This window comes from Flavobacterium taihuense (assembly GCF_019351435.1).
Lineage (GTDB): Bacteria > Bacteroidota > Bacteroidia > Flavobacteriales > Flavobacteriaceae > Flavobacterium > Flavobacterium taihuense.
Genome location: NZ_JAHWYN010000002.1, coordinates 370,759 through 395,426 on the forward strand (window position 1 = coordinate 370,759; position 24,668 = coordinate 395,426).

Genomic DNA, 24,668 nt, shown 5'->3' on the forward strand with positions numbered 1-24,668 from the left:
AGTGGAAATCCAAACTATCCTCTCAGAGGTGAAATATAAGGCAGTAAGAAGCAGTGGTGCCGGTGGACAAAACGTGAATAAAGTTTCGTCCAAAGTAGTGCTGACTTTTGATTTGCATAATTCACAGGCATTTTCAGATGAGGAGAAATTGTTGCTGGAAACCAATTTACAGAACCGTCTAACAACAGATTTGATTTTGGTTTTAAACTGCGATGAAGATAGAAGTCAACTAAAAAACAAGGAAATCATCACTAAACGGTTTTTGGAAATTCTAAAAAAAGGATTGTATGTTCCCAAAGAGCGTAAGGCTACCAAAATTCCAAAATCTGTTATTCGAAAAAGAATCAAGGATAAAAAAAATGTATCTGAGATAAAGAAAACAAGAAGGAAACCAGAGTTTTAGAATTATGGTTAAAGTATTAAGATGGAAGAATTAAGTATTAAGACAAATGTATTGGGTATTTTAGAGGTACAGTCTAAAAATACCCAATGTTTTTTTCTATAATATCAAATTTTATCAGCTACAGACTTATTTCTTTGCATTGAAAAATCTTAATACTTAATTCTTCCATCTTAATACTTTTTTTCTACCTTTGCACTGTCTCAAAGGGGTGCTCCAAATAACGAGCTGAGATCATACCCAAAGAACCTGGGCGGGTAATGCTGCCAAGGGAAAAAACGACAAAAAATAGCGTGCACACTATCTATTTGTTGTAGAACAATCATTTATTAATTTAAACAAAAGAATAATTCCCCCTTTTATTCGTAAACTATTTACGGATGAAAATTTCAATTCAATTTATTGGCTTTAAAAAAGTCAGAACGAAAACGGCTCAATTCTCAAAACGTTTTCTATTTTCTATTTTCTTTACTTTAACATCTTTTCTCTCTTTTTCTCAAGTAAAAGACACTACAAAGATTAATCAACTCGATGAAGTATTGGTTTCGGCCATACGTGTAACCACAAAAACGCCAGTTACGTTCAGTAATTTGGATAAAAAAGACATCAAGACACGAAATTTAGGTCAAGACATTCCTATTTTAATGAATTATTTGCCTTCAGTAGTAACAACTTCGGATGCTGGGAATGGTGTTGGTTATACCGGTATTCGTGTGCGTGGTAGTGATGCTACCCGCGTGAATGTAACTATCAATGGAATTCCGTACAATGATGCTGAAAGTCAAGGGACATATTGGGTAAACATGCCTGATTTTGCCTCTTCGGTTCAGAGTTTGCAATTGCAACGTGGAGTAGGGACTTCTACAAATGGGGCTGCAGCTTTTGGGGCTAGTTTGAATATGTTGACCGATTCCTATTCAGATAAGGCTCAGGGTGAAATTTCCAGTTCCTATGGAAGTTTTAATACATTTAAAAATACCGTAAAATTCAGCACCGGTTTGATGAATGATCATTTTGAAATTGCAGGTCGTTTGTCTGTTTTGAAATCGGATGGATATATTGACCGTGCGAGTTCTGATTTGAAATCGTATTTCTTGCAAGGAACTTATGTTGGGAAAACAACCTTAATCAAAGCTCTTGCTTTTGGTGGAACCGAAAAAACATATCAATCTTGGTTTGGTGTTGATGCGGTAACTTTGGAAAGCGACAGAACTTTTAATGCAGCCGGAATGTTTACAGATGAGTTTGGCAACATTCGTTTTTATGACAATCAAACCGATAATTACCAACAAGACCATTATCAATTGCATTGGAGTGAAAAGATTTCAGAAAACTGGAGCACAAACTTAGCATTTCATTATACCAAAGGGAATGGATATTATGAAGAATATCAAGAAGACCAAGATTTTGCTGAATATGGTTTAACACCAATTATAGCAGCGCCTACTGTAAACACGACTGATCTTGTGCGTCAAAAATGGTTGGATAATGATTTTTACGGAACTACTTTCTCAGCCAATTATAAAAAAGAAAATTGGGATGTTATTCTCGGTGGTGGATGGAATAAATATGAAGGAGACCATTTTGGAAAAGTTATTTGGGCAAGATATGCTTCGACAAGCGAGTTGGGAGACCATTATTATGATGATTTCTCGACGAAAACAGATGGTAATGTTTTTGCAAAAGCAAATTATAAAGTAGCTGATAAATGGAGTTTGTTCGGGGATCTGCAATTGCGAAATGTGACTTATAAAGCGAATTCAACAGAAACAGGTTTGGTTGATGATAATTTTAATTTCTTTAATCCGAAAGCGGGAGTGACTTATCAATGGAATGAAATCAATAGTTTGTATTTTTCATATGCGAGAGCCAATAGAGAACCTAATAGAACAGATTATGAAAATGGAAGTCCAAAACCTGAAAAGCTAAATGATTTTGAATTGGGCTGGCGTTATCTTTCGGATAAAATAAAGTTGAATGCCAATGCGTATTATATGAAATACCAAGACCAATTGGTTTTGACTGGAGAGTTGAATGATGTGGGTGCGCCAATAAGAGCCAATAGCGGTGATAGTTACAGACTTGGTTTGGAATTGGATGCAACTTTTCAGCTTTCGGAAAAATGGGTGTTACAACCGAATGTGACTTTGAGCCAAAACAAAAACAAAGATTTTTATTTTACAAGAGACGGCGTTTTGCAAAATTTGGGAAACACCAATATTGCTTATTCACCTGATGTTGTGGCTGGAAATCGTTTAGGATTTACACCTATTAAAGATTTTCAAATATCCTTGTATTCCAAGTTTGTTGGGGAACAGTATATGGCAAACATCGATTCGGAAGGGTCAAAACTGGATAGTTATTTTGTAAATGACTTGAATGTGTCTTATGAGTTTAAGCCAAAAAGTATATTTAAGTCTATTCTGGTTTCGGCTTTGATTAACAATATTTTTGATTTGAAGTATGTGAGTAATGGTTATTTCTATACTTATGATGATGATTACAGCAATCCGCCAGCAATTACAACAATTGAAGGAGCTGGATATTATCCTCAAGCGGGGGTTAATTTCTTGATTGGACTGAGCTTGAAGTTTTAGGGAATAATGTCTTGGTCACGCGTGAAGGATGGGAGCAAGTTACCGAAGTAACGCGGACAGCCTGACAGCATAAAGAAAAGGGAGCGACTCACCAGTACGATGAGTAGCTCCCTTTTCTTTATGGTGACACGCCCAAAAAAATTTAATTATAAATGCGAATAAGGTTTTCGTTTATTACCTGTACGCGGTATTGTTTTAAAGGGTAAGGCATTCCCCCTTGACCAGTAAATAAACTATATTCTTTTTTGTCGCAAGAACAAAGTGCATTCACTCCCTTGATGGTCATGGCATCACAACTGCTAACTTCCTGGTTGGGACAAGCGGCATCAAAAGCATTGTAACCGCTGCCTGTATTGAAAACGATGATTCCACTAACTCCGACACCAGAATAATAGATTGCGTTGCTAGGATATTTTAGTGTGGAATACGTTGGTAAATTCAGGTTGAGATCAACAGAAAAGCTATAATTGGGCAAATAAGGATTTTTGTTTGAGTTTTCGTTATCGCTGCATCCCAAGAAAAAAAGGGATGTAATAATTAAAAGAAAGTATTTTTTCATTATCAAAAATTAAATATAAAGTATTAGCGAAACAAATTTAATTTATTTAACTTTGAAATTGTTATGATTAACATATAATTGTAAACTAAAAACAAAAATATAGTATCTTTGTGGAAAGAAATCCCGTCCTGATGGGATTTTTTCTATTTTATATAAATGACGAAATTATGAGCGCAATATCTTATTACACAGCGGAAGGATTAAAAAAATTAAGAGAAGAATTAGATTATTTAAAAAGCGTGATGCGTCCAAAGGCATCTCAAGATATTGCAGAAGCAAGGGATAAAGGAGATTTGTCTGAAAATGCAGAATATGATGCGGCCAAAGAAGCCCAAGGAATGCTGGAAATGAGAATTGCTAAGCTGGAGGAGGTTCATGCTAATGCAAGATTGATTGACGAGTCTAATTTAGATTTGTCCAAAGTGTTGGTTTTGTCAAATGTAAAAATCAAAAACCAAACCAATGGAATGGAAATGAAATACACATTGGTAGCCGAAAGTGAAGCCGATTTGAAGACTGGGAAAATATCGGTTACTTCTCCTATAGGAAAAGGGTTATTGGGTAAAAAAGTTGGTGAGGTTGCCGAAATTACAGTACCTAACGGTGTTTTGAAATTTGAAATTCTTGAAATTTCAAGAGAGTAGTTTAAGTATTCAGTGGTCAGTCTTAAGTGATCGGAAAGTCCTATTTTCTTTTTTCTAACTTCTAATATCTAACTTCAAAATGAGTACTATTTTCAAAAAAATAATCGACGGAGAAATTCCTTGTTACAAAGTAGCAGAGGATGAAAATTTTTTGGCTTTTCTAGATGTAAATCCAAATGCAAAAGGGCATACACTTTGTATTCCTAAGAAAGAAATAGACAAGTTTTTTGATATCGAAGATGGCTTGTACCTTGGCTTAATGGCTTTCTCTAAAAAAGTGGCTGTTGCTCTTGAAAAAACCATTCCTTGCAAAAGAATCGGAATGGCGGTGATAGGTCTTGAAGTGCCTCACGCACACGTTCACCTGATTCCTTTGAATGAAATGGGAGAAATGACTTTCAGACATAAAGTAAGTTTGACAAAAGAGGAATTTGAATCTTTGGCGAAAAGCATTCAAGCAAATTTGTAAAAATATCTCAGTGACGAACACGAATTTTTTAAATTGTAATTTAAAAGGTTCGTGTTTTTTTATGTCAATAAATTAAATGGTTATGAAAAGTGTTTTTTTATTTTTGTTGTTTGCAGTTGTCAGTTTTGGTCAAACCAAAGGAATATATGCTTCGATAGATGCTAAAATGGACAAAATCCCTAATGATTTGAGCAAAGCAACCGTTGGAATCTCAGAATATATCAATGCTAATTTCAAATCTGAAAATGATAAAGTAAGAGCCGCATTTTATTGGACAGCCTCAAATATTAGGTATGATATTGAGAATATAGAATCCATTGATTATAAAGAAATTTCACAGGATAAAATAAAAAATGCTGTGCTTACCAAAAAAGGAGTTTGTATTCATTATGCTGAGGTTTTTAATGATATTGCAAAAAAAGTGGGTATCAAATCCTATCTTGTTTACGGATATACCAAGCAAAACGGAAAAATTGATATACTAGCACATGCTTGGTGCGCTGCCAGAATTGATAATGTTTGGTGGCTTTTTGACCCTACTTGGAGTGCTGGTTATGTTGATAGGAAGAAGTTTTTGAAAAAAATGAATAATCTCCATTATAAGATTGCTCCCAGTCAATTTATTACGAACCACATGCCTTTTGATTATTTATGGCAATTTTTAAATTATCCTGTTACGAATCAGGAGTTTATTGATGGCCAAACACAATTGAATAAAGCAAAACCTAAATTTGATTATGTAACAGAAATAGAAGGACATGATACTATGTCAGATCTGGATAAAGCTGCGGCTTCTTTGTTTCGAATGGAGAAAAACGGCATCAAAAATAAATTGATACAAGAGATGGTTCTTTCTAAAAAGAGCGAAGTTGAAGCGATTCAGAATAACGAAGCAATGGATAAGTTTCAAGCAATTAACGATGATTATAATCAGGCAGTAACGTTATTGAATGATTTTATTTATTATCGCAATAATAGGTTCAAGCCAATTTTACCAGACTATGCTATCAAAGCAATGATTGAAACACCAAGGCAAAAAATTATTGATTGTCAAAACCGAATTTATTCCATTGGGAAATATAATGACAATAATATTGCAAGTGTAAAATCATTAAAAAATGCAATAATCGATGTTTTGAAACAAATAGAACTACACGAAAAATTCGTGAACGACTATTTAAGCAAAAGCAAATCAGCTAGAAAAGCAATGTTTACCAAAGTGACTTTTTTCGGAGTTCCGGTTAGATAAAATTTACGTTTTCTTTAAACTAATCTGCATCGTAGTTCCTTTTCCAATCTCAGATTGCAGTACTTTAATAGAACCTTTGTGGTATTCCTCAACGATTCTTTTGGTTAGAGAAAGTCCGAGGCCCCATCCTCTTTTTTTTGTTGTAAAACCCGTTTCAAAAACGCGGTGAAATTCTTTTTTAGGGATACCACTACCTGTATCGGCGACCTTTATTTTTACAAATTGATAGTCGTCCTCAATCTCCAAGGATAACTTTCCTCTTCCTTTCATTGCGTCAATGGCATTTTTAACTAGATTTTCTATCGTCCAACTGTGTAATGTAGGATTCATTAAAATCATAATAGATTTTGAAGGAGCTTTAAAACTAAAATCGATTTGGTTAGAAAAACGGGAGATTAAATAATTGTAGGATTGCTTAGTTTCTTCGACTACATCTTTTAGTTCTAATTTAGGTTCGGAGCCAATTTTAGAAAAGCGTTCGGTAATAGTCTGTAAACGTTCAATGTCTTTTTCAATTTCAATAGTGATAGATTCGTCGATATTATCCAGTTTTAGAATCTCAAGCCAGCCAATTAACGAAGAAAGCGGCGTTCCTATTTGGTGAGCTGTTTCTTTAGCCATTCCCGCCCATAATTTGTTTTGGGTTGCCATCTTATGACTCAAATAAAAATTGTAAATTAGAATACCACACAAAACGATAATCAGTGATAAAGCAATTGGATAATACTTGAGTTTATCGATTAAGGAAGAATCACCATAATATAATTCTTGAAATTTTCCAGGAGCATAAACAATCTTGATAGGTTCGTTTTCGCTTTTTAGTTCTTTCAAGAATTCTTTAGCTTTAGCCTTGTCTTTTATGATTTCATCGTCAATATTTACCGAGTTAATAATGGTGTCATTTTCTGTTAGAATCAAAGGAATTGTAGTGTTGTTGTTGAAAATTTGTAAGGGTAAATCCACTTCGGTGTTTTCTTGGGCATTGATTAAGGTTTTTTGAGCAGTAGCCCAAAGATTCATTTTTATCCTTTCCTCATTTTTGAATATCTGAAAAAAAGTATAGGTGTTCCAAAGAATAATGGCAATTATCAAAAAAGAAATAAAAATAATAATCCAACGAATCGGGTTGCTGTTTTCGGAAAAATTCATAAAAGTACATTTGTGGTATAAATATAACGAAATAATAGGTTTTGGATTGTGTTATGTCGAAAATCATCTTAGTTTACGAGCTATTTAACTTCGTTGCATCTTAGATTTCCCGATAGCTGTTATGTTTTTTAAAAAAAGAGACCAAAAAAGGTAATTACGGGAGTAATTCTACCATCAAGGCTGGGTAGGGAATTTGGTTGTATAATATAATTTCGGAATGAGACATAATCTTACGGCTATTTTGTTATTTTTGTCCAAATAAAAATTGTATGATTAGTATTGATCCAAAAAGCATTGAAACCGCAAAACTACAAGGATATTTACAAAGTTCCGTTGGGCCTAGACCTATCGCTTTTGCTAGTACTATCGGAGCAAATGGTATTCCCAATTTGTCGCCTTTTAGTTTTTTTAATGTATTCAGCGCCAATCCGCCCGTACTTGTTTTTTCACCAGCAAGACGCGTAAGAGACAATACGATTAAACACACATTAATCAATGCTGAAGCCACTGGGGAAGTTGTTATCAATGTGGTAAATTACGACATGGTGCAGCAAACGTCTTTGGCCAGTACAGAATATGCCGAAGGTGTTGATGAGTTTTTAAAATCTGGGCTGACACCAGTTCCTTCAGATATCGTAAAACCTTATAGAGTAAAAGAATCACCTGTGCAGTTTGAATGCAAAGTGACCCAGATAATTCCTTTGGGAACAGAGGGTGGTGCCGGAAATTTGATCCTTTGCGAAGTGGTTCGGATTCATATCAATGAAGCGATTCTAAATGAAAATGGTGCTATCGATCAACATAAAATTGACTTGGTTTCCAGATTGGGGGCCAATTGGTATTCCAGATCCAATCAAGGATTGTTTGAAGTGCCAAAACCGCTTACAACTCTGGGAGTTGGAGTAGATGCTATTCCCGATTTTATTAAAAACAGCTCCGTTTTTGACGGGAACGATTTAGGGATGCTTGGTAACATTGAAGCCTTGCCTACTACTAAAGAAGTTAGTATATTTGTAAACCAAAATTTTGCAGTAAAGGCAGTTTTGAGTTCCGATGATCTTGAAAAACAGCATATCGAAGCCAAAAGGTATCTTTTAGATAACGATGTGCTTTCTGCTTGGAAAGTACTTTTAGCCAAAAAAATAAATTCAAAGTAACAATAATAAAACAAAAAGAAGATGGAAGTATTAGGGAAAATTAAAGTTGTTAATCCAGAACAACAAGTTAGCGCAGCATTCAAAAAGAGAGAACTGGTTGTTACTACAGATGAGCAATATCCACAGCACATTCTGATTGAATTTACTCAAGACAAATGTGATTTGCTAAACAATTATAATATTGGTGAAGCTGTAAAAGTTTCAATCAATTTGAGAGGAAGAGAATGGATTAATCCACAAGGTGAAACAAGATATTTTAACAGTATTCAAGGTTGGAGAATTGAAAGATTGACTGCAGAAGCACCAACTCAACAAGCACCTCAAATGCCGGCTGCTGCAACTTTCGCACCAGCAACAAACTTAAATGAAGAAGAAGCAGACGACTTACCATTTTAAGAGATAAAGAAGTCAAAAATTAGAAGTCAGGAGTTTGAGTTTACTTGAATTTCTGACTTTTTTATTTTTGAAATTGCTACTGCTATTGATTTTTGAAATTGAAAATGTATTATTTATCAACCGATTTGTTTTTTCCTCCTCTATCTCATGCCAATCGCGATGGGATTCTCGCCATTGGCGGTGATTTGTCACCAGAGCGTTTGCGGTTGGCTTATAAAAGCGGAATCTTTCCTTGGTTTAATGAAGGAGAACCCATTATTTGGTGGTCACCGAATCCTAGAATGGTATTGTTCCTGGATGAATTGATTGTTTCAAAAAGCATGCGAAATATTCTCAACAGAAACATTTTCACCGTTACTTTCAATCAAAATTTTAGGGACGTTATTTCCAATTGCCAGCAAATAAAACGCGATGGACAAACGGGAACCTGGATTACCAATGAAATGATTGAAGCTTACTGCAAACTCAATGAACTGAGTATAGCAAAATCGGTTGAAGTTTGGCAAAATGGTCAATTGGTTGGCGGATTGTATGGCATCGATTTAGGACATGTTTTCTGTGGTGAAAGTATGTTTTCATTGGTTTCAAATGCTTCCAAAGTCGCTTTTATCACTTTGGTTAATCAGCTCAAAAAAGAAAACTATTCTTTGCTTGATTGTCAAGTTTATAATGAACATCTCGAAAGCTTAGGTTGTAGGGAGATCGAGAGAAATGTTTTTATGACAATTTTAAAAACGGGAAATTAAAAGACCGAAAATTGCAGCTTATTTTTAAAACTTCAATTTCGTAAAACTCCAATTCAAAGTGCTGAATAATACCAGTTCATTTTTTAATGTTGGTAAATCCATTATCAGTTTCAAGGTTTCGTGAGCCATTATTGTACCGATTATTCCGGGTAAAGTTCCCAACACACCATTCATGTTGCAATTGGGTACATCTTTCGGATTCGGTGGTTCCGGAAACAAATCCCGGAGATTTTTACTTCCTTTATGGTTAAAAACAGCAAATTGGCCTTCAAATTTTAAAATACTGCCGTAAACCAATGTTTTTCCCAAGGCAACACAAGTATCGTTTACCAAATAGCGAGTGGCAAAATTATCCGATCCATCGACAATAAAATCAAAGTCTTGCATTATTCTAATGGCATTTTCGGAAGTCAATTTTTCTTCGAAAGCCATAACGGTAATTAAAGGATTCAATGTTTTTAATGTTTTTTTTGCTATTAACGCCTTACTTTGTCCTATCTGACTTTCAGTATATAAAATTTGACGATGTAAATTATGAATCTCGATTTTGTCAAAATCAACAATTCCGATGGTACCAACACCTGCGGTTGTAATATATTGCAAAATAGGGCAGCCCAATCCGCCGGCACCGATGACCAAGACTTTGGTTTTCTTTAGTTTTTCTTGGCCTTCATCACCTATTTCGGGTAGCATCATCTGGCGGTTGTATCGTAAGTAATCTTGAATTACGCTCATTTAATTGCAGATTTTAGATTATTGATTTTAGATTCCTTTCCTTTGCTTTATCAATGTGATATCAATTGTGTGGAGAGGGCAGGGGTTGAGGTAACTAGATACGGATTATCTTTCCAAACTGGTTCGTAGCCTTTATCGCTAATAATTTTGGCAATTTCCTGTGCCGAACGTTCATCACTAATTTCAAATTGTTCTAGAGATTGTGGGTCAACAACATAGCCTCCTGGATTGGTTTTGGAACCCGCACTCATACTAGTTACTCCAATCGGGATGATGTTGTTTCTGAAATTTTCGTTTTCTCTTGTTGAAATTGAAATCTCCAAATCTTCATTCCACAAACGATACGCACAGATTAATTGCGTCAAATCTTTATCGTCCATAATAAAGTTGGGTTCAATAATTCCCTCGGCTGGACGCAATCTTGGAAATGAAACAGAGTATTTCGTCTGCCAATACGTTTTCTGTAAATAATCCAAATGCAAAGCATTGAAAAAACTGTCTGTTCGCCAATCTTCCAGACCTAATAAGACGCCCAATCCAATCTTGTGTATTTCAGCTTTCCCAATTCTGTCCGGTGTTTCCAAACGAAAATCGAAATTGGATTTTTTGCCTTTGGGGTGATATTTTTTATACACTTCCTGATGATAGGTTTCCTGATACACCAAAACTGAATACACTCCAGCTTCGTGCAGCTTTTGGTATTCTTCGGTCGAAAGTGGCTGAACTTCTACTGAAATTGTTGAGAAGTGCTCTTTTATTTGCTCAATCGCATTTATAAAGTAATTGATATTTACGGTATAATTGGCTTCGCCGGTAACCAATAAAACATGATCAAAACCTGTAGTTTTCAAAGCTTCAGCTTCCAGTTTTATTTCTGCATCTGATAATGTTTTGCGTTTGATTTTGTTATCCAAACTGAACCCGCAATAAGTACAAATATTCTGACATTCATTGCTTAAATACAATGGAGCATACATCTGAATAGTTCTTCCAAAGCGTTTTTTGGTTAATTCATGGCATTCTTGTGCCATTTGCTCCAAATAGGTCGTGGCTGCTGGTGAAATCAAAGCCATAAAATCATCCAGATTTCTTTTGCTTTTTGCCAATGCCTGTTCTACTTGCTTGGTGGTTGTTTGATAGACTTTGGTTTGAATGGTATCCCAATCATAACCTTCAAAAATCGATTTGAATGTTCTCATAATGTTTGTTTTTTACCGCAAGGAATGCAAAGTTTTATATTTTGAATCTTAAGTTAAGTCCGCAAAGCTTTGTGGACTTCGCGTAAATCTTTGCGTTCTTTGCGGTTAATTTTTGAGAATTATACATTTAAAAAAGCTGTCAAAGGACTTGAAGCGACGGCTTGGTTGTATTGTCGGCCCAATTTTGCTTCAAAGGCTTTTCGTCCTGCGATTACAGCTTCCCTAAAAGCTTCTGCCATTAGTTTTGGATTTCCGGCTACTGCAATTGCGGTGTTTACGAGTACAGCATCGGCACCCATTTCCATTGCTTTGGCAGCATCGGATGGTGCTCCAATTCCAGCGTCAATAATAACCGGAACCAAACTTTGTTCGATGATTATTTCTAGAAAATCAATGGTTTTTAATCCTTTGTTGCTACCAATAGGAGATCCCAATGGCATTACTGCAGCTGTCCCCGCATTTTCCAAATGTTTACACAAAACTGGATCAGCATGGATGTACGGCAAAACAATGAATCCCAGTTTTGCCAATTCTTCAGTCGCTTTCAAGGTCTCTATTGCGTCTGGCATTAAGTATTTTGGGTCGGGATGAATTTCGAGTTTTAACCAATTGGTTTCTAAAGCTTCTCTCGCCAATTGTGCTGCAAAAATGGCTTCTTTGGCGTTTCTCGCTCCAGATGTGTTGGGTAATAAATTTATTCTGGGATGCTTTAAATGATTTAAAATGGCATCGGTATCAGTTTCCAAATCAATTCTTTTTAGGGCTACAGTTACCAATTCGCTGTCAGAAGCCAGAATAGCTTCTTCCATTTCGACATGGGAACCAAATTTTCCGGTTCCTAAAAAGAGACGGGACTCTAGTATTTTATCTCCTAGTTTAAACAATGACGCTGCCATATAATTTTTCGTTAAGTTGAGTAATGAGGTTTTGTTTTTCGTCACTTTTGGTAATGATACTTGAAACTGCAATGCCGTGAATCCCCGTTTTTATTAGAATATTAACATCTTCTAATGTAATTCCACCAATGGCATAAATGGGTATTTCAATTTGTAACTGCTTCATTTTGGCTATTATAGAACGATAACCTTCAAATCCTAGTATTGGACTCAGATTACTCTTGGTTTTGGTGTATTGGAAAGGGCCTAAGCCAATATAATCACAACCATTATTTACCTGATGGACAATGTGTTCAAAAGTGTTTGCTGTTGCTCCAATGATTTTGGTTTTGCCGAGAATGGTTCGTGCTTCAGTAACCTCCATATCCGATAGACCGAGATGAACACCATCTGCATTAATTTTTTCGGCTAAATGAACATCGTCGTTAACGATGAAATTGGCCAAGTATTCTTCACACAGAAATTTTACGGCTTCCGCCAAAGCCAATGCCTTTTTGGGTCTTTGATGTTTGAATCGCATTTGTATCCAATCGCAACCATTGTCTAAGGCTTGATGGATATTGTACAGTTGCTCTTCGACGCTTTCTCCTTGGGAGATGTATTGTAGTTTATTATACATGATGGAATCCTAGTTTAGTTGGATTAGATTGCAAATAGTTTTCAGTATATATTTTTGCCTGTTCACAAGCTGTTTTTAGGTTTTGTTCCAATGCAAGATTGGCTGTAATTGCTGCAGATAATACGCAGCCGGAACCATGTTTTTCATAACATTCTCCTGTTTTTGGCAAAATCTGATACACTTCATTTTCGGTATAGAGATAATCAACTCCCATTTCATTAGGGTTATGTCCTCCTTTTAGCAAAACAGAACATTTAACTTCTTCGCATGCTCCTCTCCGCAGAAATGTCAATGAATTAGTAAAGCATGAAAGTGGAGTAAAGTTTGGAAACAGGATTTTAATTTCGTTATAATTTGGAGTAATTAAATCAATTTGATTCAGAATTTCTGTTAGGTCATTACGGCTCTCAATAGTTAAAAAATTAAATTCTGTAGTTGATTTTAAAATAGTGTCCCAGACAATCTTTGTTTTGGGTGAATGTCTTTTTATGGTAAAAACAATTTGTTTCAAATATTCTAAAGAAGGAACAATTCCTATTTTAATTGCTTTGATAGTGTGATTATTGAATAGTTTTTCCAATGATTTCAAAATAAAAGTCAAGTCTGTCCATTGTATACCAGAAAACTCATTTTCGGTTTGAATGGTATTGGCAGTATTTATGGCAAAACCATACACCCGATGCTGTTCGAATGTTTTTACATCTGCCAAAACTCCAGCACCACCGGAAGGATCAAAACCCGCTATTGTTAAAACGATTGGACGATTTTCTGACATGATTTAAAATTTTCGATTGGATTGTTTTTATTCCAAATGGTTCCTAGTAATGCTACAGCATCAAATCCGTTTTTTAATGTTTGCTCTGTGTTTTTGGATTCTATTCCGCCTAAAGCAATGAGTTTTGTGGTATAATTAGTTCTGTTTTTAATGACTTCAAACCAGTCTGTTTTTGAAGAATAATTTTCTTTGGAAATACTCGGGAAAATAGGACTCAAAAAAGCATATTCGAAAGTATTCTCCAGAGTATTGAAATCATCCATATTATGAACCGAAGTCGATAAATGAAAACCTTTTGTTTTGTATGTTGAAAACGCTAATTTTCCTAATAACGCTGCTGTTTTTTTTCTTTCGCTTTCGCTAAAGTGAATTCGATTAGTACCAAATAACGAAGCTAAATGATGATGGCTGTGCAAAACCAATTGTTCTTTTACATCTGGTTTTATTTTCGATAAAAAAGATCTCATTTCTGCTCCAGAAAAATCAGGTTTCCGTATATGAAGCAACTCCAATCCACTCTCAAAAAGGGAATGGATGGTGTCGATTTCATTGACTATCGGGAGTGGATTTGTGATTACGATCATAATCTTTTCTCTTTCTTCTTTGGTTTATCTCGTTAGATATAAATTTCTTTTCCTTGGTCAATAAACTCTTCTGACTTTTCTTTCATACCTTTTTCTGCTTCGGCAACGTCACGGATTTCCTGAGAGATTTTCATCGAACAGAATTTTGGTCCGCACATCGAACAGAAATGCGCTACTTTTGCACCGTCTGCTGGCAAGGTTTCGTCATGAAATTCTCTAGCCGTATCTGGATCTAATGATAAATTGAATTGATCTTCCCAACGAAATTCAAAACGTGCTTTGCTCAAGGCATTGTCGCGGTATTGCGAACCAGGATGTCCTTTGGCCAAGTCGGCGGCGTGTGCGGCAATTTTATAAGTGATCACTCCGTCTTTTACGTCTTTTTTGTTGGGTAAACCAAGATGCTCTTTTGGTGTAACATAACACAACATTGCACATCCATACCAGCCAATCATTGCAGCTCCAATAGCAGAAGTGATATGGTCGTAACCTGGGGCAATATCAGTAGTTAACGGTCCTAAAGTATAAAACGGAGCTTCGTCACAATGCTCCAATTGTTTGTCCATGTTTTCTTTAATCATGTGCATTGGGACATGACCAGGACCTTCTATGAATACTTGAACGTCGTGTTTCCAAGCCACTTTTGTTAGTTCTCCCAAAGTTTCCAATTCGGCGAATTGCGCGGCATCGTTAGCGTCGGCAATAGAACCAGGGCGTAATCCATCGCCTAATGAAAAAGCAACATCGTATTGTTTCATGATTTGACAAATGTCTTCGAAATGCGTGTACAAGAAGTTTTCTTTGTGGTGAAACAAACACCATTTTGCCATAATCGAACCACCACGAGACACGATTCCAGTAACACGATTAGCAGTTAAATGTATGTAACGCAATAGCACTCCAGCGTGAATGGTGAAATAGGAAACACCTTGTTCTGCTTGTTCGATTAAGGTATCGCGGAAGACTTCCCAAGTCAGGTCCTCCGCGATTCCATTTACTTTTTCTAAAGCCTGATAAATGGGTACAGTTCCAATTGGTACAGGAGAATTTCGGATAATCCATTCTCTGGTTTCGTGAATGTTTTTTCCAGTAGATAAATCCATAATGGTGTCAGCTCCCCAACGGCAAGCCCAAACCGCTTTTTCTACTTCTTCTTCGATACTTGAAGTTACGGTACTGTTACCAATATTAGCGTTGATTTTTACCAAAAAGTTACGTCCCACAATCATGGGTTCGCTTTCTGGATGGTTGATGTTGTTGGGAATTATAGCGCGTCCTCTGGCTACTTCACTTCTTACGAATTCTGGAGTGATTTTGCTTATTGGGGTTTGGGCACCAAAACTGTTTCCTTGATGTTGGCATTGCATCGCTTTGGTTTGCTCGTTCAATTGTTCGATGCGTTGGTTTTCACGAATGGCGATGTATTCCATTTCGGGAGTAATGACGCCTTGTTTGGCGTAATATAATTGGGAAACGTTGGCTCCTTTTTTGGCACGCATTGGTTTGTGCAAATATTCAAAACGCAAGTCATTTAATTTTTCGTCATTTAAGCGTGATTTACCGTATTCAGAAGATATTTCAGTTAGTTCTTCTACATCATTTCGGTCTAAGATCCATTGTTCGCGAATGCGTGGTAATCCTTTGCGGATATCAATTTCGATGTTTGGATCGGTGAATGGTCCCGAAGTATCGTAAACAGTTACTGGGGGATTTTTTTCAATTCTTCCATTGGACATTTTAGTGTCGGTAAGGGAGATTTCTCGCATGGCTACTTTTATCGCATGAATTTCTCCCTCGATATATATTTTTTTGGAGTTTGGAAAGGGGGTTCTTGATATTTTTTCTTCGTTGTTCATTGTTCAGTAGTTTATGTGTTTATGTGTGATTGTCTTCTGCTAGGGATAGTAATGGAAAGCCCGTAAAGGCAAAACCGTAAACAGCAAGGAATAGAAAAGCGAGCGAAGGAAGCTCTTTCTATGACTATGGTTTTTAGGTTTTGAATGCGGACTTGAATGGATAGCCCGCTCGAGCAGTATAATTAACCTCCTTGAGTTGCTGAAATGATTAAAATATCGTCGGTTTCTTTGATAGGATGGGAATTCCAATCGAGTTTTGGAATTACCGTATTGTTGATGGCGATGGCAATTCCGTTTTGTTTTTCGGGAATTTCCAAGTCAAGAAGTGCCTGTACAGTTAAGCTGTCAGTGGCAAATTGTTTTGTTTGATTATTGATTTTTAGCTCCATTCCTTTTGGGTTTAGTATGTAAATATACTTTAGGAATGGCTGCAATGGCATATAAATATGCACGGAAGTCATTTACTTTTTCCTACGCTAGTATGAACTAGATCAGGTTCGAGGGTAAAGTCTCAGCCTACAATTTTGTAGACACCCCTAAAGTTGGATGTAAATGTATATAATTTATTGTAAAGAAAAACCGATAGTATTGTTTTTTAACCAAAAAGCATGCTAAAGTTATTTTTAGCATGCTTTTTTATTTTGTGTAATTTAAAACGAAACTTTTATTTAGCTTCTTTTACGTTTTATTCTATTCGTAAAAATACTGTGCTGTGAATGTAGTTGCGGCAGTGTTACTGTTAGTGTCATCGTATTCCCTTTCTTTCAAAAAACTGTTGGCAACATAATATGAAATATAGTTTGTTGTTTTGTCAGTTTGGGCTGTAAAATGAATACGATCTGTTGTACTTTCAGATGAAGTTCTTGTTTTAGTGATATTGTTTAATGATGATGTGTTGCTGAATTCAATTTTATTAAGTCCTAAAATGTTTGATGAAGAATTTGTTTTATTATCATATTCATAAACATTTTTAATGCTAATGTTTGTTGTTCCATCAAAAATGGAGTTAGTATTAATTTGTTTTATTAAATTACCACTTGCAAAAGTATATATAGTATTGTTAGTTTTTGTTTCTATTTCAGTTTTTGGATCTGTACTAAAACCTTCTTCTAAGATTGTTCAGTCAGTATTGTGCCTGTGATTGTAGTTCCTTCGTAGTTTGTTACTTTGGTAATTTAGTTGCCTGTGTAAGTATAAACATATTTAGGGTTATCAGAATAAGCTATTTCTGAAGTTTTATTGCCATCATAAGTTATTATACCTGTTTGGGAATTTGAGCCGTCTGCTATAATGATTTTGTGAAGTATCATCGTCTTTTGTACACGATACAATAGTCAATAAAAAAGGATTTAAGAGTGTAATTGTTTTTTTTTAAAGTGATTTATGGCAGAAGTAGTCTTTTTTGTGAAATTAACACTATGGTGAAATACGGATTATTATTTATTTTTTTTCCAACAATCTTCTACATGATCGTTAACCATTCCGGTGGCCTGCATGTGTGCATAAACTACCGTAGATCCTACGAACTTGAATCCGCGTTTTTTTAAGTCTTTGCTGATAGCATCGGAGAGGGGGGTTGTGGCTTGAACTTCTTTTAGAGATTTTCGTTGGTTATCGATTGGCTTTCCGTTTACAAATCCCCAGATATACTTGGAAAAACTACCAAATTCTTCCTGAACGTTAATGAAAGCCTGTGCATTGGAAACTGCGGAATAAACCTTTAGTTTGTTTCGAATGATGCCAGCATCTAAGAGTAATTCCTGAATTTTTTCTTCGGAATAGCTAGCTATTTTTTTATAGTTGAAATCATCGAAAGCTTTTCGGAAATTTTCTCTTTTGTTGAGTATGGTTATCCAGCTTAATCCAGCTTGGAAAGTTTCCAACAATAAGAATTCAAATAGTTTTATATCCTCATATACAGGAACGCCCCATTCTTCGTCGTGGTATTTTTTGTATAATTCGCTGGAATTGCACCATGCGCATCGTTTAAGTTCTTGTTTCATTATTTGTTGATTTCCCAATGATAACCTTTTACCGAAGGTATGTAGGCAGATCCGTTATTAAGTACCAGATCTGTATATATTTTTTTATTGTATTTGATTCCGATGGCACCTCCAGATACATGCGTTTTGTTTTGTTTGAATGTAAAAATCAGGGTGTCGTTTTCGAATTCAGCATCCGATACTTTCTCGACCAGCCAAGTTGAACCCCATTTGAAATACAGTTTATTTGGCCCTACGTAGGTGACCTGTTTTATAAGATCAACAGCTTCTTTTGGGAATTTATAGTTTTCTATAAGTTCTTTCTTGGTGTATGATTTCCCCAATTGACCATTATTTAATAAGTTCCGTAAGGGAGAATTGATAACTTTTTGGACTTCTTTAGTATTCGGAACAGTTATAATCGGTTCATTTTTTTGGTCTGCTATGTTGTTTTTTCTAGAGGGATTGGAAGTTGAAATTTGGTTCTCGATTGCTGCAGCTAAACCAGAATCGCTAGCAGTGTCAGTATCTGTTTTTCCAGTTTCAACTTTTTTTGTAAAACTTTTTGTAGTTTCAGATAATATGATTTCTTTTTCTTTTTTTTCTTCGGGTTCGTTTCTGCCACAACTGATCAAAGTGGTCAAAAATAAGAAGGATAATATTATTTTAAAATTCTTCATGGTTATTTGGGTGTAATGCTATAATAGTTTAATCAAATTTAATATATTTTTCTAATTTAATGAAATATGGTTGTTATAAATAAAAAAGTCCCTATCTGTGAAGAAAGGGACTAGATTATTCTCTGAAAAAATAAGCTTTTTTAACTTGCTTAAAAGATTTGTTTTACTCCTTTTGCATTGTCAAAAACGTAGCTTACTAACCAAGCAATTTGACCTTGTTTTGCAAAGTATATTTTTTTACTCTGAATGTTAGGAATGACTTCAAGTGAAGTTTCCAAAAGATTAAAAGCTGCTATCAGGTATTTTTGTTGGTAAGTTTTTAATACTTTTTGCATTTCGACGTTAGTTTCTGCACTAGTTACGAATCTCTGATAATTGTTTTCTGCAATTGTTCTGATAGCTAGAATATCGTCATACTGTACTTGTGTAAAGTTTTCTTCTGCTTTAGCTCCATTTAAAAGAGTGTAAAAAGCCCATGCAGCACCACCAGAGATGTAAACATTGTTTTTGTCTTGCGATTCAGCTCTACTTGTGTACATTTTTTTGAAACTCTCTCTCATTGTTGGCAAATAATCGAATAAATTTTCATTGAATTCGAATACTGTTTTTTGTTTGCATTTTTTGTTGATAATTTCAGTCAAGGTAACTGTCCCTAAATCACATGAAATAGGAAAAAAGACAGAAGAGTCATTAATATCCTTAGCGTAACCACCTTTTGTGTTTCCACCTCCAATATCTATGATCACAGAATTTAAATAATTTTTAGGAGGAATACATCCTCTCAACAGCAATTTAGCTTCTAGTGAAGAGGAGATGATTTCTATTTTTTTATTTGTCAGCTCTTTTATTTTAACGACCAAATCATTAGTATTCGTCGCTAAACCAACACCTGAAGAGGCAACAATAAAGATATTTTTGTCTTCAATTTTGTATTCTGAAAGCATTTTTTTGTAGTTGGTATATACTACACCACCTGCTTTGTCGATGTCTTCTTTTAATAGGGTGCCATCTATTCCAATCCCCGCTGCTATTCCGACGTTTTCGGTCCAAAATTCTTTTACGTCATAAGTATTTCTTTTAATACTTTCGACTTGAAGAACCGTCATCTTGATACCTTTACTTCCTATTTCTATTCCTCCATAAAGTTGTGCTTGGAGAGAATAGGAAAAAATAAGGCAAACTATTAAATAGTAAATTTTTTCTTTCATGTTGTTTTATTTTTGGGGTTTTGCTAATTGCAAATCTATATTAAAAATCTATAATTTCCTTTTTTTTAATGTTTTTTTTGAATAAGTTTTTTTAAATTTTAAAATGTTATCAAATTGTTATGTTTTTTAACTAATTGATTGTTGGTTGATTGAAAAAATAATCTATTTTTGCCAGAATGAAAAAATTTTTTGCCCCAAAAAAAATTAATTATGATAAAAAAATACTTCGACAATTTTAAAGGCTTTCCAAAAGAAATTTGGATTCTTACTTTAATTACATTCATCAACAGAGCAGGAACAATGGTTGTTCCCTTTCTCTCAAAGTACATGAAAGAAAACCTGCAATTCACATATAGCCAAATTGGTTGGGTAATGGTTTTCTTTGGTGTTGGATCTATAATCGGAACTTGGCTTAGCGGCAAATTATCTGATAAAATTGGCTTTTATAAGGTCATGGTTTTTAGTTTATTCGGCAGTGGTATTGTGTTTATTTTGCTGCAATACGCAGCCACTTTTCAGGAACTTTGTATAGGAATACTTGTATTGACCAGTATTGCTGATATGTTTCGGCCTGCCATGTTGGTATGTTTAAAGACATACACTGTAAAAGAAAACAGGGCTAGAGCTTTTGCTTTAACGCGTGCAGCTGTTAATTTAGGTTTCCTTTTTGGGCCAGTTTTAGGTGGTTTGATTATTATGCAAATGGGATATCAGTATATCTTTTATGTTGATGGTGCAACCTGTATATTGGCAATAATTGTGTTTATGTTTTTTGTAAAAGAGAAGGTAGTGCCAATCAAATTGAAAAAATACCACGAAGGTTTTAAAAAGATTTCGATAAGAAAAGATCATCCATTCATGCTGCATTTGTTAATTTGTATGATTACTGGGATTTTGTTTTTTCAAATTTTCACCACTTTGCCATTGTATCATAAAGAGCGATTTAATATGTCTGAATTTGACAGTGGATTGCTTTTAAGTTTGAATGGATTACTTATTCTTCTATTTGAGCTTCCTATTGTGAATTTTGTAATCAAGAATAAAATTGACAATCATAAAGTTATTTCTATTGGATTGTTGCTTATGTCTTCAAGTTTCTTGTTGCTTTTATTGCCTTGGGAAGGGATTTTAATTCCTATGATGTTGTTTATGACATTCGGGGTAATGTTAACTTTTCCGTTTGCGAATTCATTCGCAATGGGTAGGTCATATGAATCCCACGAAGGGAAATATATGGCTGCTTTTACCATGAGTTATAGTTTTGCACATATTTTAAGTGCTAAAACAGGTATGGAAATTATTCAGAGATCAGGTTATGAGGCTAATTGGGTATTTATGACAACTCTGGGTCTAGTTGGTTCATTACTTGTTTTTAAACTTTTCAGAATGGTTGAAAAGGAAGAGTTGAGTAATGATAGAAAAGTAGATGCCATTTTTCTTGATGAGTAAAACTTTGTACTTATTAAAAAGGATTTAAGCAGAATTAAAATTTAGACAGTAGTAAGCGAAAGTTTACTGCTGTTTTTTTTTTTTAATATGCTCAGTTTTTGTTGTTTGTGATTGTAAATTAATTTTAAAAAATTCTGGTATAATGCTGTTGTAGTATTGAAATTTTTTATGGATTATATTAGTTCTACAATAGGTGTTAATTTGACTTTTAAGTTAATTCTTGGTTGAATTTGGTGCGTTTTATTTATTGCATGGGTTGATGTTTAGATTTTGATTCAGTTGTTACTCATGGGGTTTGGATTATTATTAATGAATCATAAAAGAAATAATTGTCAAAAAAAATCCCATTCCGTAATGAAACGAAATGGGATCTTTATATATTACGAAGTCAAAATAAAAGTGAAATCGTTAATCTAATTTAAAGGCAGACTATCCTAAAGCAGCTCTTCTGAAGCCTGTTACGGTAAGATCTTTGTCTAAAGACTTAGCATAAGCAGCAACGCTTAATTTGTTGTCTTTAATGTAATCTTGGTTTACCAGTGTGTTGTCTTTAAAGAAACGAGCCAATTTACCTTTAGCGATATTGTCTAACATTGCTTCTGGTTTACCTTCTTGACGTAAAACATCTTTAGCAATTTCGATTTCTTTAGCTATGGTGTCAGCGTCAACACCGTTTTCGTCTAATGCGATTGGTGACATAGCCGCAGCTTGCATAGCAATATTTCTTGCTACTTCATCAGCACCAGCGATGTTTGCAGATAAAGCAACCAAAGTAGCGATTTTGTTTCCAGAGTGAATGTAAGAACCGATAAAAGCACCTTCTAATTTCTCGAAAGTTCTGATTTCAAGTTTTTCACCAATAACTCCAGTTTGTTCGATTAATTTTTCAGCAACAGTGATTCCGTTGAAATCAGCAGCCAAGAATTCTTCTTTTGTGTTGTAGTTCAATGCTAAATTAGCCATTTCAGTAGCCATTTTTACAAAGTTCTCGTTCATTCCCACGAAGTCAGTCTCACAGTTTAATGTGATAACAACTCCAGCAGTTTTGTCTGCATTAACAACAGCAATTGCAGCACCTTCTGTAGATTCTCTATCAGAACGGTTAGCAGCTACTTTTTGTCCTTTCTTACGTAAGTTTTCGATAGCTAAATCAAAATCTCCGTCTGCTTCAACCAAAGCTTTTTTGCAGTCCATCATACCTGCACCAGTGATTGTTCTTAATTTATTTACGTCTGCAGCAGTAATTGTTGCCATAATATAATGTGTTTAATGTTATAAAAGTAAAAATTCCAATTTTTAAATCCCAAATTCCAATTTTATTAAATTATCAACATAGTGTTTCTAATTTTTTATGGAATTTGGAATTTAAAATTGGAATTTAAAATTTGATTTATTCTTCAGTTGCTGGAGCTACAGGAGCTTCAACTGCTGGAGTTTCAGCTACAGGAGCTTCTACTTCAGCAACAACCTCAGTAGCATCAGTTTCTTTATCAGAAGTTCTATTTGCAAGACCGTCGATAATTGAAGCAGTTACTAAAGATAAAATTTTATCAATTGATTTAGAAGCATCATCATTTGCAGGGATAACATAATCTACTTCACGTGGATCAGAATTGGTATCAACCATTGCGAAAACTGGAATGTTTAATTTTTGAGCTTCTTTTATTGCGATGTGTTCAGCTTTGATATCTACTACGAACAATGCTGCAGGAAGTCTTGACATATCTGCGATTGAACCTAAGTTTTTCTCAAGTTTAGCACGAAGACGATCAACTTGTAAACGCTCTTTTTTAGAAAGGGTCATGAAAGTACCGTCTTTCTTCATTTTATCAATAGTAGCCATTTTTTTAACAGCTTTACGGATAGTTACGAAGTTAGTTAGCATTCCACCAGGCCATCTTTCGGTGATGTAAGGCATGTTTGCAGCTTTTGCTTTATCAGCAACGATGTCTTTTGCTTGTTTTTTGGTAGCAACAAATAATATTTTTCTACCTGATGCAGCGATTTTTTTCAAAGCTTCATTAGCTTCTTCGATTTTTGCTGCAGTTTTATATAGATTGATAATGTGTATACCATTACGCTCCATATAAATGTAAGGAGCCATATTTGGATCCCATTTTCTAGTCATGTGTCCAAAATGAACACCTGCTTCTAGTAATTCTTTTACTTCTACTTTGTTTGACATTTTTTGTACTAGTTTACGTTCTGTTGATTAGCAATGCATGAATGGCGATAGGTCGGCTACATACATTTAGATGCTAAACTAATTTCAAGCCTCGGCTTGACAACAACAACATTGTTTTAAATTTTTTAATACATTCTAGGATGTCTTGTCCAAATTGAACAAGACAGGCAATATTAACGTTTAGAGAATTGGAATCTCTTACGAGCTTTCTTCTGACCGAATTTTTTACGTTCAACCATTCTTGGGTCTCTAGTCAATAAACCTTCTGGTTTCAAGATAGCTCTGTTCTCAGCATTTACTTCGCACATTACGCGCGCCAATGCCATTCTTACAGCTTCTGCTTGTCCAGTTGAACCACCTCCATAAACGTTTACTTTTACGTCGAAGTTAGATGCATTTTCTGTCATAGACATTGGTTGCAAAACTTTGTACTGTAAAGTAGCAGTTGGGAAATAAGTTGCGAATGGTTTTTTGTTTACAACGATAACTCCTGTTCCTTCAGAAACATAAACACGTGCAACAGCGGTCTTTCTTCTACCGATTTTGTGAATAACTCCCATTACTTAAGATCGTTTAGGTTAACAGTTCTAGGTTTTTGAGCTCCTTGTTTGTGCTCAGATCCTACAACAACATTTAAATTTCTAAAAAGTTCAGCTCCTAATTTGTTTTTAGGTAACATTCCTTTTACTGCTTTTTCTACTAATAATGCAGGGTTTTTTGCTTGCAATACTTTAGCAGTTAAAGTTCTTTGTCCTCCAGGATAACCAGTGTGACGGATGTATGTTTTTTCATCCAGTTTGTTACCTGTAAGGTTAATTTTTTCTGAGTTGATAACAATTACGTTATCTCCACAGTCCACGTGTGGCGTATAACTTGGTTTATACTTACCTCTTAAAATCATAGCGACTTTTGAAGCAAGACGACCTAAGTTATGACCGTCAGCATCTACAACAATCCATTCTTTTGTAGAATTGGCTTTTGTTGTTGAAATTGTCTTGTAGCTTAATGCGTTCACAATAATATATTTTAATTAAACATTCCATCCCCAATAAAGGGGTTGCAAAAGTACAATTAATTATTTTAAATACAAATAGCTTATTTGAATATTTTTTTGTTGGATTTACACTGATTATC

26 protein-coding genes and 1 riboswitch are annotated in these 24,668 nt (G+C 34.9%); of the genes, 9 read left to right on the forward strand and 17 right to left on the reverse strand.

Features of this window, described 5'->3' with window-relative positions:
• Position 1 precedes the first annotated feature (1 nt).
• The gene (gene arfB, locus KZH69_RS03200; RefSeq protein WP_219316015.1) at positions 2–403 is read left to right on the forward strand and encodes an alternative ribosome rescue aminoacyl-tRNA hydrolase ArfB; all 402 of its coding nucleotides are present in this window, start codon (positions 2–4) and stop codon (positions 401–403) included.
• Between the two features lie 377 nt (positions 404–780).
• Positions 781–2,997 carry a TonB-dependent receptor gene (locus KZH69_RS03205; protein ID WP_219316016.1) on the forward strand — a complete coding sequence of 739 codons (2,217 nt, stop codon included), beginning with the start codon at positions 781–783 and terminating at the stop codon, positions 2,995–2,997.
• A 142-nt stretch (positions 2,998–3,139) separates the two neighbouring features.
• Here the strand turns inward: KZH69_RS03205 and KZH69_RS03210 are convergent, their stop codons facing one another.
• Positions 3,140–3,556 (reverse strand): Rieske (2Fe-2S) protein, encoded by a 417-nt coding sequence (locus KZH69_RS03210; protein WP_219316017.1) that lies wholly within the window; start codon positions 3,554–3,556, stop codon positions 3,140–3,142.
• A gap of 167 nt (positions 3,557–3,723) precedes the next feature.
• On the opposite strand from KZH69_RS03210, the gene greA reads away from it, so the two are divergent.
• The 3 genes from greA to KZH69_RS03225 all read left to right on the forward strand — a co-directional run bounded on the left by greA (position 3,724) and on the right by KZH69_RS03225 (position 5,918).
• The gene (gene greA, locus KZH69_RS03215; protein WP_219316018.1) at positions 3,724–4,200 is read left to right on the forward strand and encodes a transcription elongation factor GreA; all 477 of its coding nucleotides are present in this window, start codon (positions 3,724–3,726) and stop codon (positions 4,198–4,200) included.
• A gap of 79 nt (positions 4,201–4,279) precedes the next feature.
• Complete coding sequence (locus KZH69_RS03220) at positions 4,280–4,669, forward strand: HIT family protein (RefSeq protein WP_219316019.1); 390 nt, start codon at positions 4,280–4,282, stop codon at positions 4,667–4,669.
• 82 nt (positions 4,670–4,751) lie between these two features.
• Positions 4,752–5,918 carry a transglutaminase domain-containing protein gene (locus KZH69_RS03225; protein ID WP_219316020.1) on the forward strand — a complete coding sequence of 389 codons (1,167 nt, stop codon included), beginning with the start codon at positions 4,752–4,754 and terminating at the stop codon, positions 5,916–5,918.
• 3 nt (positions 5,919–5,921) lie between these two features.
• Here KZH69_RS03225 and KZH69_RS03230 read toward each other — a convergent pair whose 3' ends face one another.
• Positions 5,922–7,067, reverse strand: a complete 1,146-nt coding sequence (locus tag KZH69_RS03230) for a sensor histidine kinase (protein WP_219316021.1) — start codon at positions 7,065–7,067, stop codon at positions 5,922–5,924.
• A gap of 269 nt (positions 7,068–7,336) precedes the next feature.
• Here KZH69_RS03230 and KZH69_RS03235 point away from each other — a divergent pair, with 269 nt between their 5' ends.
• The 3 genes from KZH69_RS03235 (at position 7,337) to aat (ending at position 9,366) form a co-directional block, all read left to right on the forward strand.
• Positions 7,337–8,224: a flavin reductase family protein gene (locus KZH69_RS03235; RefSeq protein ID WP_219316022.1), complete on the forward strand. Its 888-nt coding sequence runs from the start codon at positions 7,337–7,339 to the stop codon at positions 8,222–8,224.
• Positions 8,225–8,245: 21 nt separating this feature from the next.
• Positions 8,246–8,620 (forward strand): DUF3127 domain-containing protein, encoded by a 375-nt coding sequence (locus tag KZH69_RS03240; RefSeq protein WP_219316023.1) that lies wholly within the window; start codon positions 8,246–8,248, stop codon positions 8,618–8,620.
• A gap of 104 nt (positions 8,621–8,724) precedes the next feature.
• Positions 8,725–9,366 (forward strand): leucyl/phenylalanyl-tRNA--protein transferase, encoded by a 642-nt coding sequence (gene aat, locus KZH69_RS03245; RefSeq protein WP_219316024.1) that lies wholly within the window; start codon positions 8,725–8,727, stop codon positions 9,364–9,366.
• 24 nt (positions 9,367–9,390) lie between these two features.
• Here aat and KZH69_RS03250 read toward each other — a convergent pair whose 3' ends face one another.
• The 11 genes from KZH69_RS03250 to KZH69_RS03300 all read right to left on the reverse strand — a co-directional run bounded on the left by KZH69_RS03250 (position 9,391) and on the right by KZH69_RS03300 (position 19,900).
• The gene (locus KZH69_RS03250; protein ID WP_219316025.1) at positions 9,391–10,101 is read right to left on the reverse strand and encodes a HesA/MoeB/ThiF family protein; all 711 of its coding nucleotides are present in this window, start codon (positions 10,099–10,101) and stop codon (positions 9,391–9,393) included.
• A gap of 50 nt (positions 10,102–10,151) precedes the next feature.
• On the reverse strand, positions 10,152–11,300 hold the full coding sequence (thiH, locus tag KZH69_RS03255; protein WP_219316026.1) for a 2-iminoacetate synthase ThiH: 1,149 nt from the start codon (positions 11,298–11,300) through the stop codon (positions 10,152–10,154).
• 119 nt (positions 11,301–11,419) lie between these two features.
• Complete coding sequence (locus KZH69_RS03260) at positions 11,420–12,196, reverse strand: thiazole synthase (RefSeq protein ID WP_305038890.1); 777 nt, start codon at positions 12,194–12,196, stop codon at positions 11,420–11,422.
• Positions 12,177–12,815, reverse strand: a complete 639-nt coding sequence (locus KZH69_RS03265) for a thiamine phosphate synthase (RefSeq protein WP_219316027.1) — start codon at positions 12,813–12,815, stop codon at positions 12,177–12,179. Before KZH69_RS03265 ends, KZH69_RS03260 begins: the two co-directional genes overlap by 20 nt.
• A complete protein-coding gene (locus tag KZH69_RS03270; RefSeq protein WP_219316028.1) occupies positions 12,808–13,590 on the reverse strand; it encodes a hydroxymethylpyrimidine/phosphomethylpyrimidine kinase in 783 nt (260 codons plus the stop codon). The genes KZH69_RS03265 and KZH69_RS03270 overlap by 8 nt, the downstream gene beginning before the upstream one ends.
• Entirely contained in the window at positions 13,563–14,174 is a 612-nt protein-coding gene (locus KZH69_RS03275) for a thiamine phosphate synthase (RefSeq protein WP_219316029.1), read from the reverse strand. The genes KZH69_RS03270 and KZH69_RS03275 overlap by 28 nt, the downstream gene beginning before the upstream one ends.
• 32 nt (positions 14,175–14,206) lie before the next feature.
• The gene (gene thiC, locus KZH69_RS03280) at positions 14,207–16,030 is read right to left on the reverse strand and encodes a phosphomethylpyrimidine synthase ThiC (RefSeq protein ID WP_219316030.1); all 1,824 of its coding nucleotides are present in this window, start codon (positions 16,028–16,030) and stop codon (positions 14,207–14,209) included.
• 182 nt (positions 16,031–16,212) lie between these two features.
• On the reverse strand, positions 16,213–16,419 hold the full coding sequence (thiS, locus tag KZH69_RS03285) for a sulfur carrier protein ThiS (RefSeq protein ID WP_219316031.1): 207 nt from the start codon (positions 16,417–16,419) through the stop codon (positions 16,213–16,215).
• A gap of 62 nt (positions 16,420–16,481) precedes the next feature.
• Positions 16,482–16,578, reverse strand: a riboswitch (TPP riboswitch).
• Positions 16,579–17,466: 888 nt separating this feature from the next.
• Positions 17,467–18,033 (reverse strand): DNA-3-methyladenine glycosylase I, encoded by a 567-nt coding sequence (locus tag KZH69_RS03290; RefSeq protein WP_219316032.1) that lies wholly within the window; start codon positions 18,031–18,033, stop codon positions 17,467–17,469.
• Entirely contained in the window at positions 18,033–18,692 is a 660-nt protein-coding gene (locus KZH69_RS03295; protein ID WP_219316033.1) for a hypothetical protein, read from the reverse strand. The genes KZH69_RS03290 and KZH69_RS03295 overlap by 1 nt, the downstream gene beginning before the upstream one ends.
• A 149-nt stretch (positions 18,693–18,841) precedes the next feature.
• Positions 18,842–19,900, reverse strand: a complete 1,059-nt coding sequence (locus KZH69_RS03300; RefSeq protein WP_219316034.1) for a Ppx/GppA phosphatase family protein — start codon at positions 19,898–19,900, stop codon at positions 18,842–18,844.
• Positions 19,901–20,110: 210 nt separating this feature from the next.
• Between KZH69_RS03300 and KZH69_RS03305 the strand changes: the two genes are divergently transcribed.
• Positions 20,111–21,349, forward strand: a complete 1,239-nt coding sequence (locus tag KZH69_RS03305; RefSeq protein WP_219316035.1) for an MFS transporter — start codon at positions 20,111–20,113, stop codon at positions 21,347–21,349.
• A gap of 429 nt (positions 21,350–21,778) precedes the next feature.
• Here the strand turns inward: KZH69_RS03305 and tsf are convergent, their stop codons facing one another.
• The 4 genes from tsf to rplM all read right to left on the reverse strand — a co-directional run bounded on the left by tsf (position 21,779) and on the right by rplM (position 24,549).
• Positions 21,779–22,603 carry a translation elongation factor Ts gene (gene tsf / locus KZH69_RS03310; protein WP_219316036.1) on the reverse strand — a complete coding sequence of 275 codons (825 nt, stop codon included), beginning with the start codon at positions 22,601–22,603 and terminating at the stop codon, positions 21,779–21,781.
• A gap of 136 nt (positions 22,604–22,739) precedes the next feature.
• Positions 22,740–23,534: a 30S ribosomal protein S2 gene (rpsB, locus tag KZH69_RS03315; RefSeq protein WP_219316037.1), complete on the reverse strand. Its 795-nt coding sequence runs from the start codon at positions 23,532–23,534 to the stop codon at positions 22,740–22,742.
• A gap of 173 nt (positions 23,535–23,707) precedes the next feature.
• Positions 23,708–24,094, reverse strand: a complete 387-nt coding sequence (gene rpsI / locus KZH69_RS03320) for a 30S ribosomal protein S9 (protein WP_077371473.1) — start codon at positions 24,092–24,094, stop codon at positions 23,708–23,710.
• Positions 24,094–24,549, reverse strand: a complete 456-nt coding sequence (gene rplM / locus KZH69_RS03325) for a 50S ribosomal protein L13 (RefSeq protein WP_077371476.1) — start codon at positions 24,547–24,549, stop codon at positions 24,094–24,096. The genes rpsI and rplM overlap by 1 nt, the downstream gene beginning before the upstream one ends.
• Positions 24,550–24,668 lie beyond the last annotated feature (119 nt).

Coding starts and splice junctions, on each gene's coding strand:
- KZH69_RS03205 (WP_219316016.1), top strand. CDS start 781: ATGAAAATTTCAATTCAATTTATTGGCTTTAAAAAAGTCAGAACGAAA.
- KZH69_RS03210 (WP_219316017.1), bottom strand. CDS start 3,556: ATGAAAAAATACTTTCTTTTAATTATTACATCCCTTTTTTTCTTGGGA.
- greA (WP_219316018.1), top strand. CDS start 3,724: ATGAGCGCAATATCTTATTACACAGCGGAAGGATTAAAAAAATTAAGA.
- KZH69_RS03220 (WP_219316019.1), top strand. CDS start 4,280: ATGAGTACTATTTTCAAAAAAATAATCGACGGAGAAATTCCTTGTTAC.
- KZH69_RS03225 (WP_219316020.1), top strand. CDS start 4,752: ATGAAAAGTGTTTTTTTATTTTTGTTGTTTGCAGTTGTCAGTTTTGGT.
- KZH69_RS03230 (WP_219316021.1), bottom strand. CDS start 7,067: ATGAATTTTTCCGAAAACAGCAACCCGATTCGTTGGATTATTATTTTT.
- KZH69_RS03235 (WP_219316022.1), top strand. CDS start 7,337: ATGATTAGTATTGATCCAAAAAGCATTGAAACCGCAAAACTACAAGGA.
- KZH69_RS03240 (WP_219316023.1), top strand. CDS start 8,246: ATGGAAGTATTAGGGAAAATTAAAGTTGTTAATCCAGAACAACAAGTT.
- aat (WP_219316024.1), top strand. CDS start 8,725: ATGTATTATTTATCAACCGATTTGTTTTTTCCTCCTCTATCTCATGCC.
- KZH69_RS03250 (WP_219316025.1), bottom strand. CDS start 10,101: ATGAGCGTAATTCAAGATTACTTACGATACAACCGCCAGATGATGCTA.
- thiH (WP_219316026.1), bottom strand. CDS start 11,300: ATGAGAACATTCAAATCGATTTTTGAAGGTTATGATTGGGATACCATT.
- KZH69_RS03260 (WP_305038890.1), bottom strand. CDS start 12,196: ATGGCAGCGTCATTGTTTAAACTAGGAGATAAAATACTAGAGTCCCGT.
- KZH69_RS03265 (WP_219316027.1), bottom strand. CDS start 12,815: ATGTATAATAAACTACAATACATCTCCCAAGGAGAAAGCGTCGAAGAG.
- KZH69_RS03270 (WP_219316028.1), bottom strand. CDS start 13,590: ATGTCAGAAAATCGTCCAATCGTTTTAACAATAGCGGGTTTTGATCCT.
- KZH69_RS03275 (WP_219316029.1), bottom strand. CDS start 14,174: ATGATCGTAATCACAAATCCACTCCCGATAGTCAATGAAATCGACACC.
- thiC (WP_219316030.1), bottom strand. CDS start 16,030: ATGAACAACGAAGAAAAAATATCAAGAACCCCCTTTCCAAACTCCAAA.
- thiS (WP_219316031.1), bottom strand. CDS start 16,419: ATGGAGCTAAAAATCAATAATCAAACAAAACAATTTGCCACTGACAGC.
- KZH69_RS03290 (WP_219316032.1), bottom strand. CDS start 18,033: ATGAAACAAGAACTTAAACGATGCGCATGGTGCAATTCCAGCGAATTA.
- KZH69_RS03295 (WP_219316033.1), bottom strand. CDS start 18,692: ATGAAGAATTTTAAAATAATATTATCCTTCTTATTTTTGACCACTTTG.
- KZH69_RS03300 (WP_219316034.1), bottom strand. CDS start 19,900: ATGAAAGAAAAAATTTACTATTTAATAGTTTGCCTTATTTTTTCCTAT.
- KZH69_RS03305 (WP_219316035.1), top strand. CDS start 20,111: ATGATAAAAAAATACTTCGACAATTTTAAAGGCTTTCCAAAAGAAATT.
- tsf (WP_219316036.1), bottom strand. CDS start 22,603: ATGGCAACAATTACTGCTGCAGACGTAAATAAATTAAGAACAATCACT.
- rpsB (WP_219316037.1), bottom strand. CDS start 23,534: ATGTCAAACAAAGTAGAAGTAAAAGAATTACTAGAAGCAGGTGTTCAT.
- rpsI (WP_077371473.1), bottom strand. CDS start 24,094: ATGGGAGTTATTCACAAAATCGGTAGAAGAAAGACCGCTGTTGCACGT.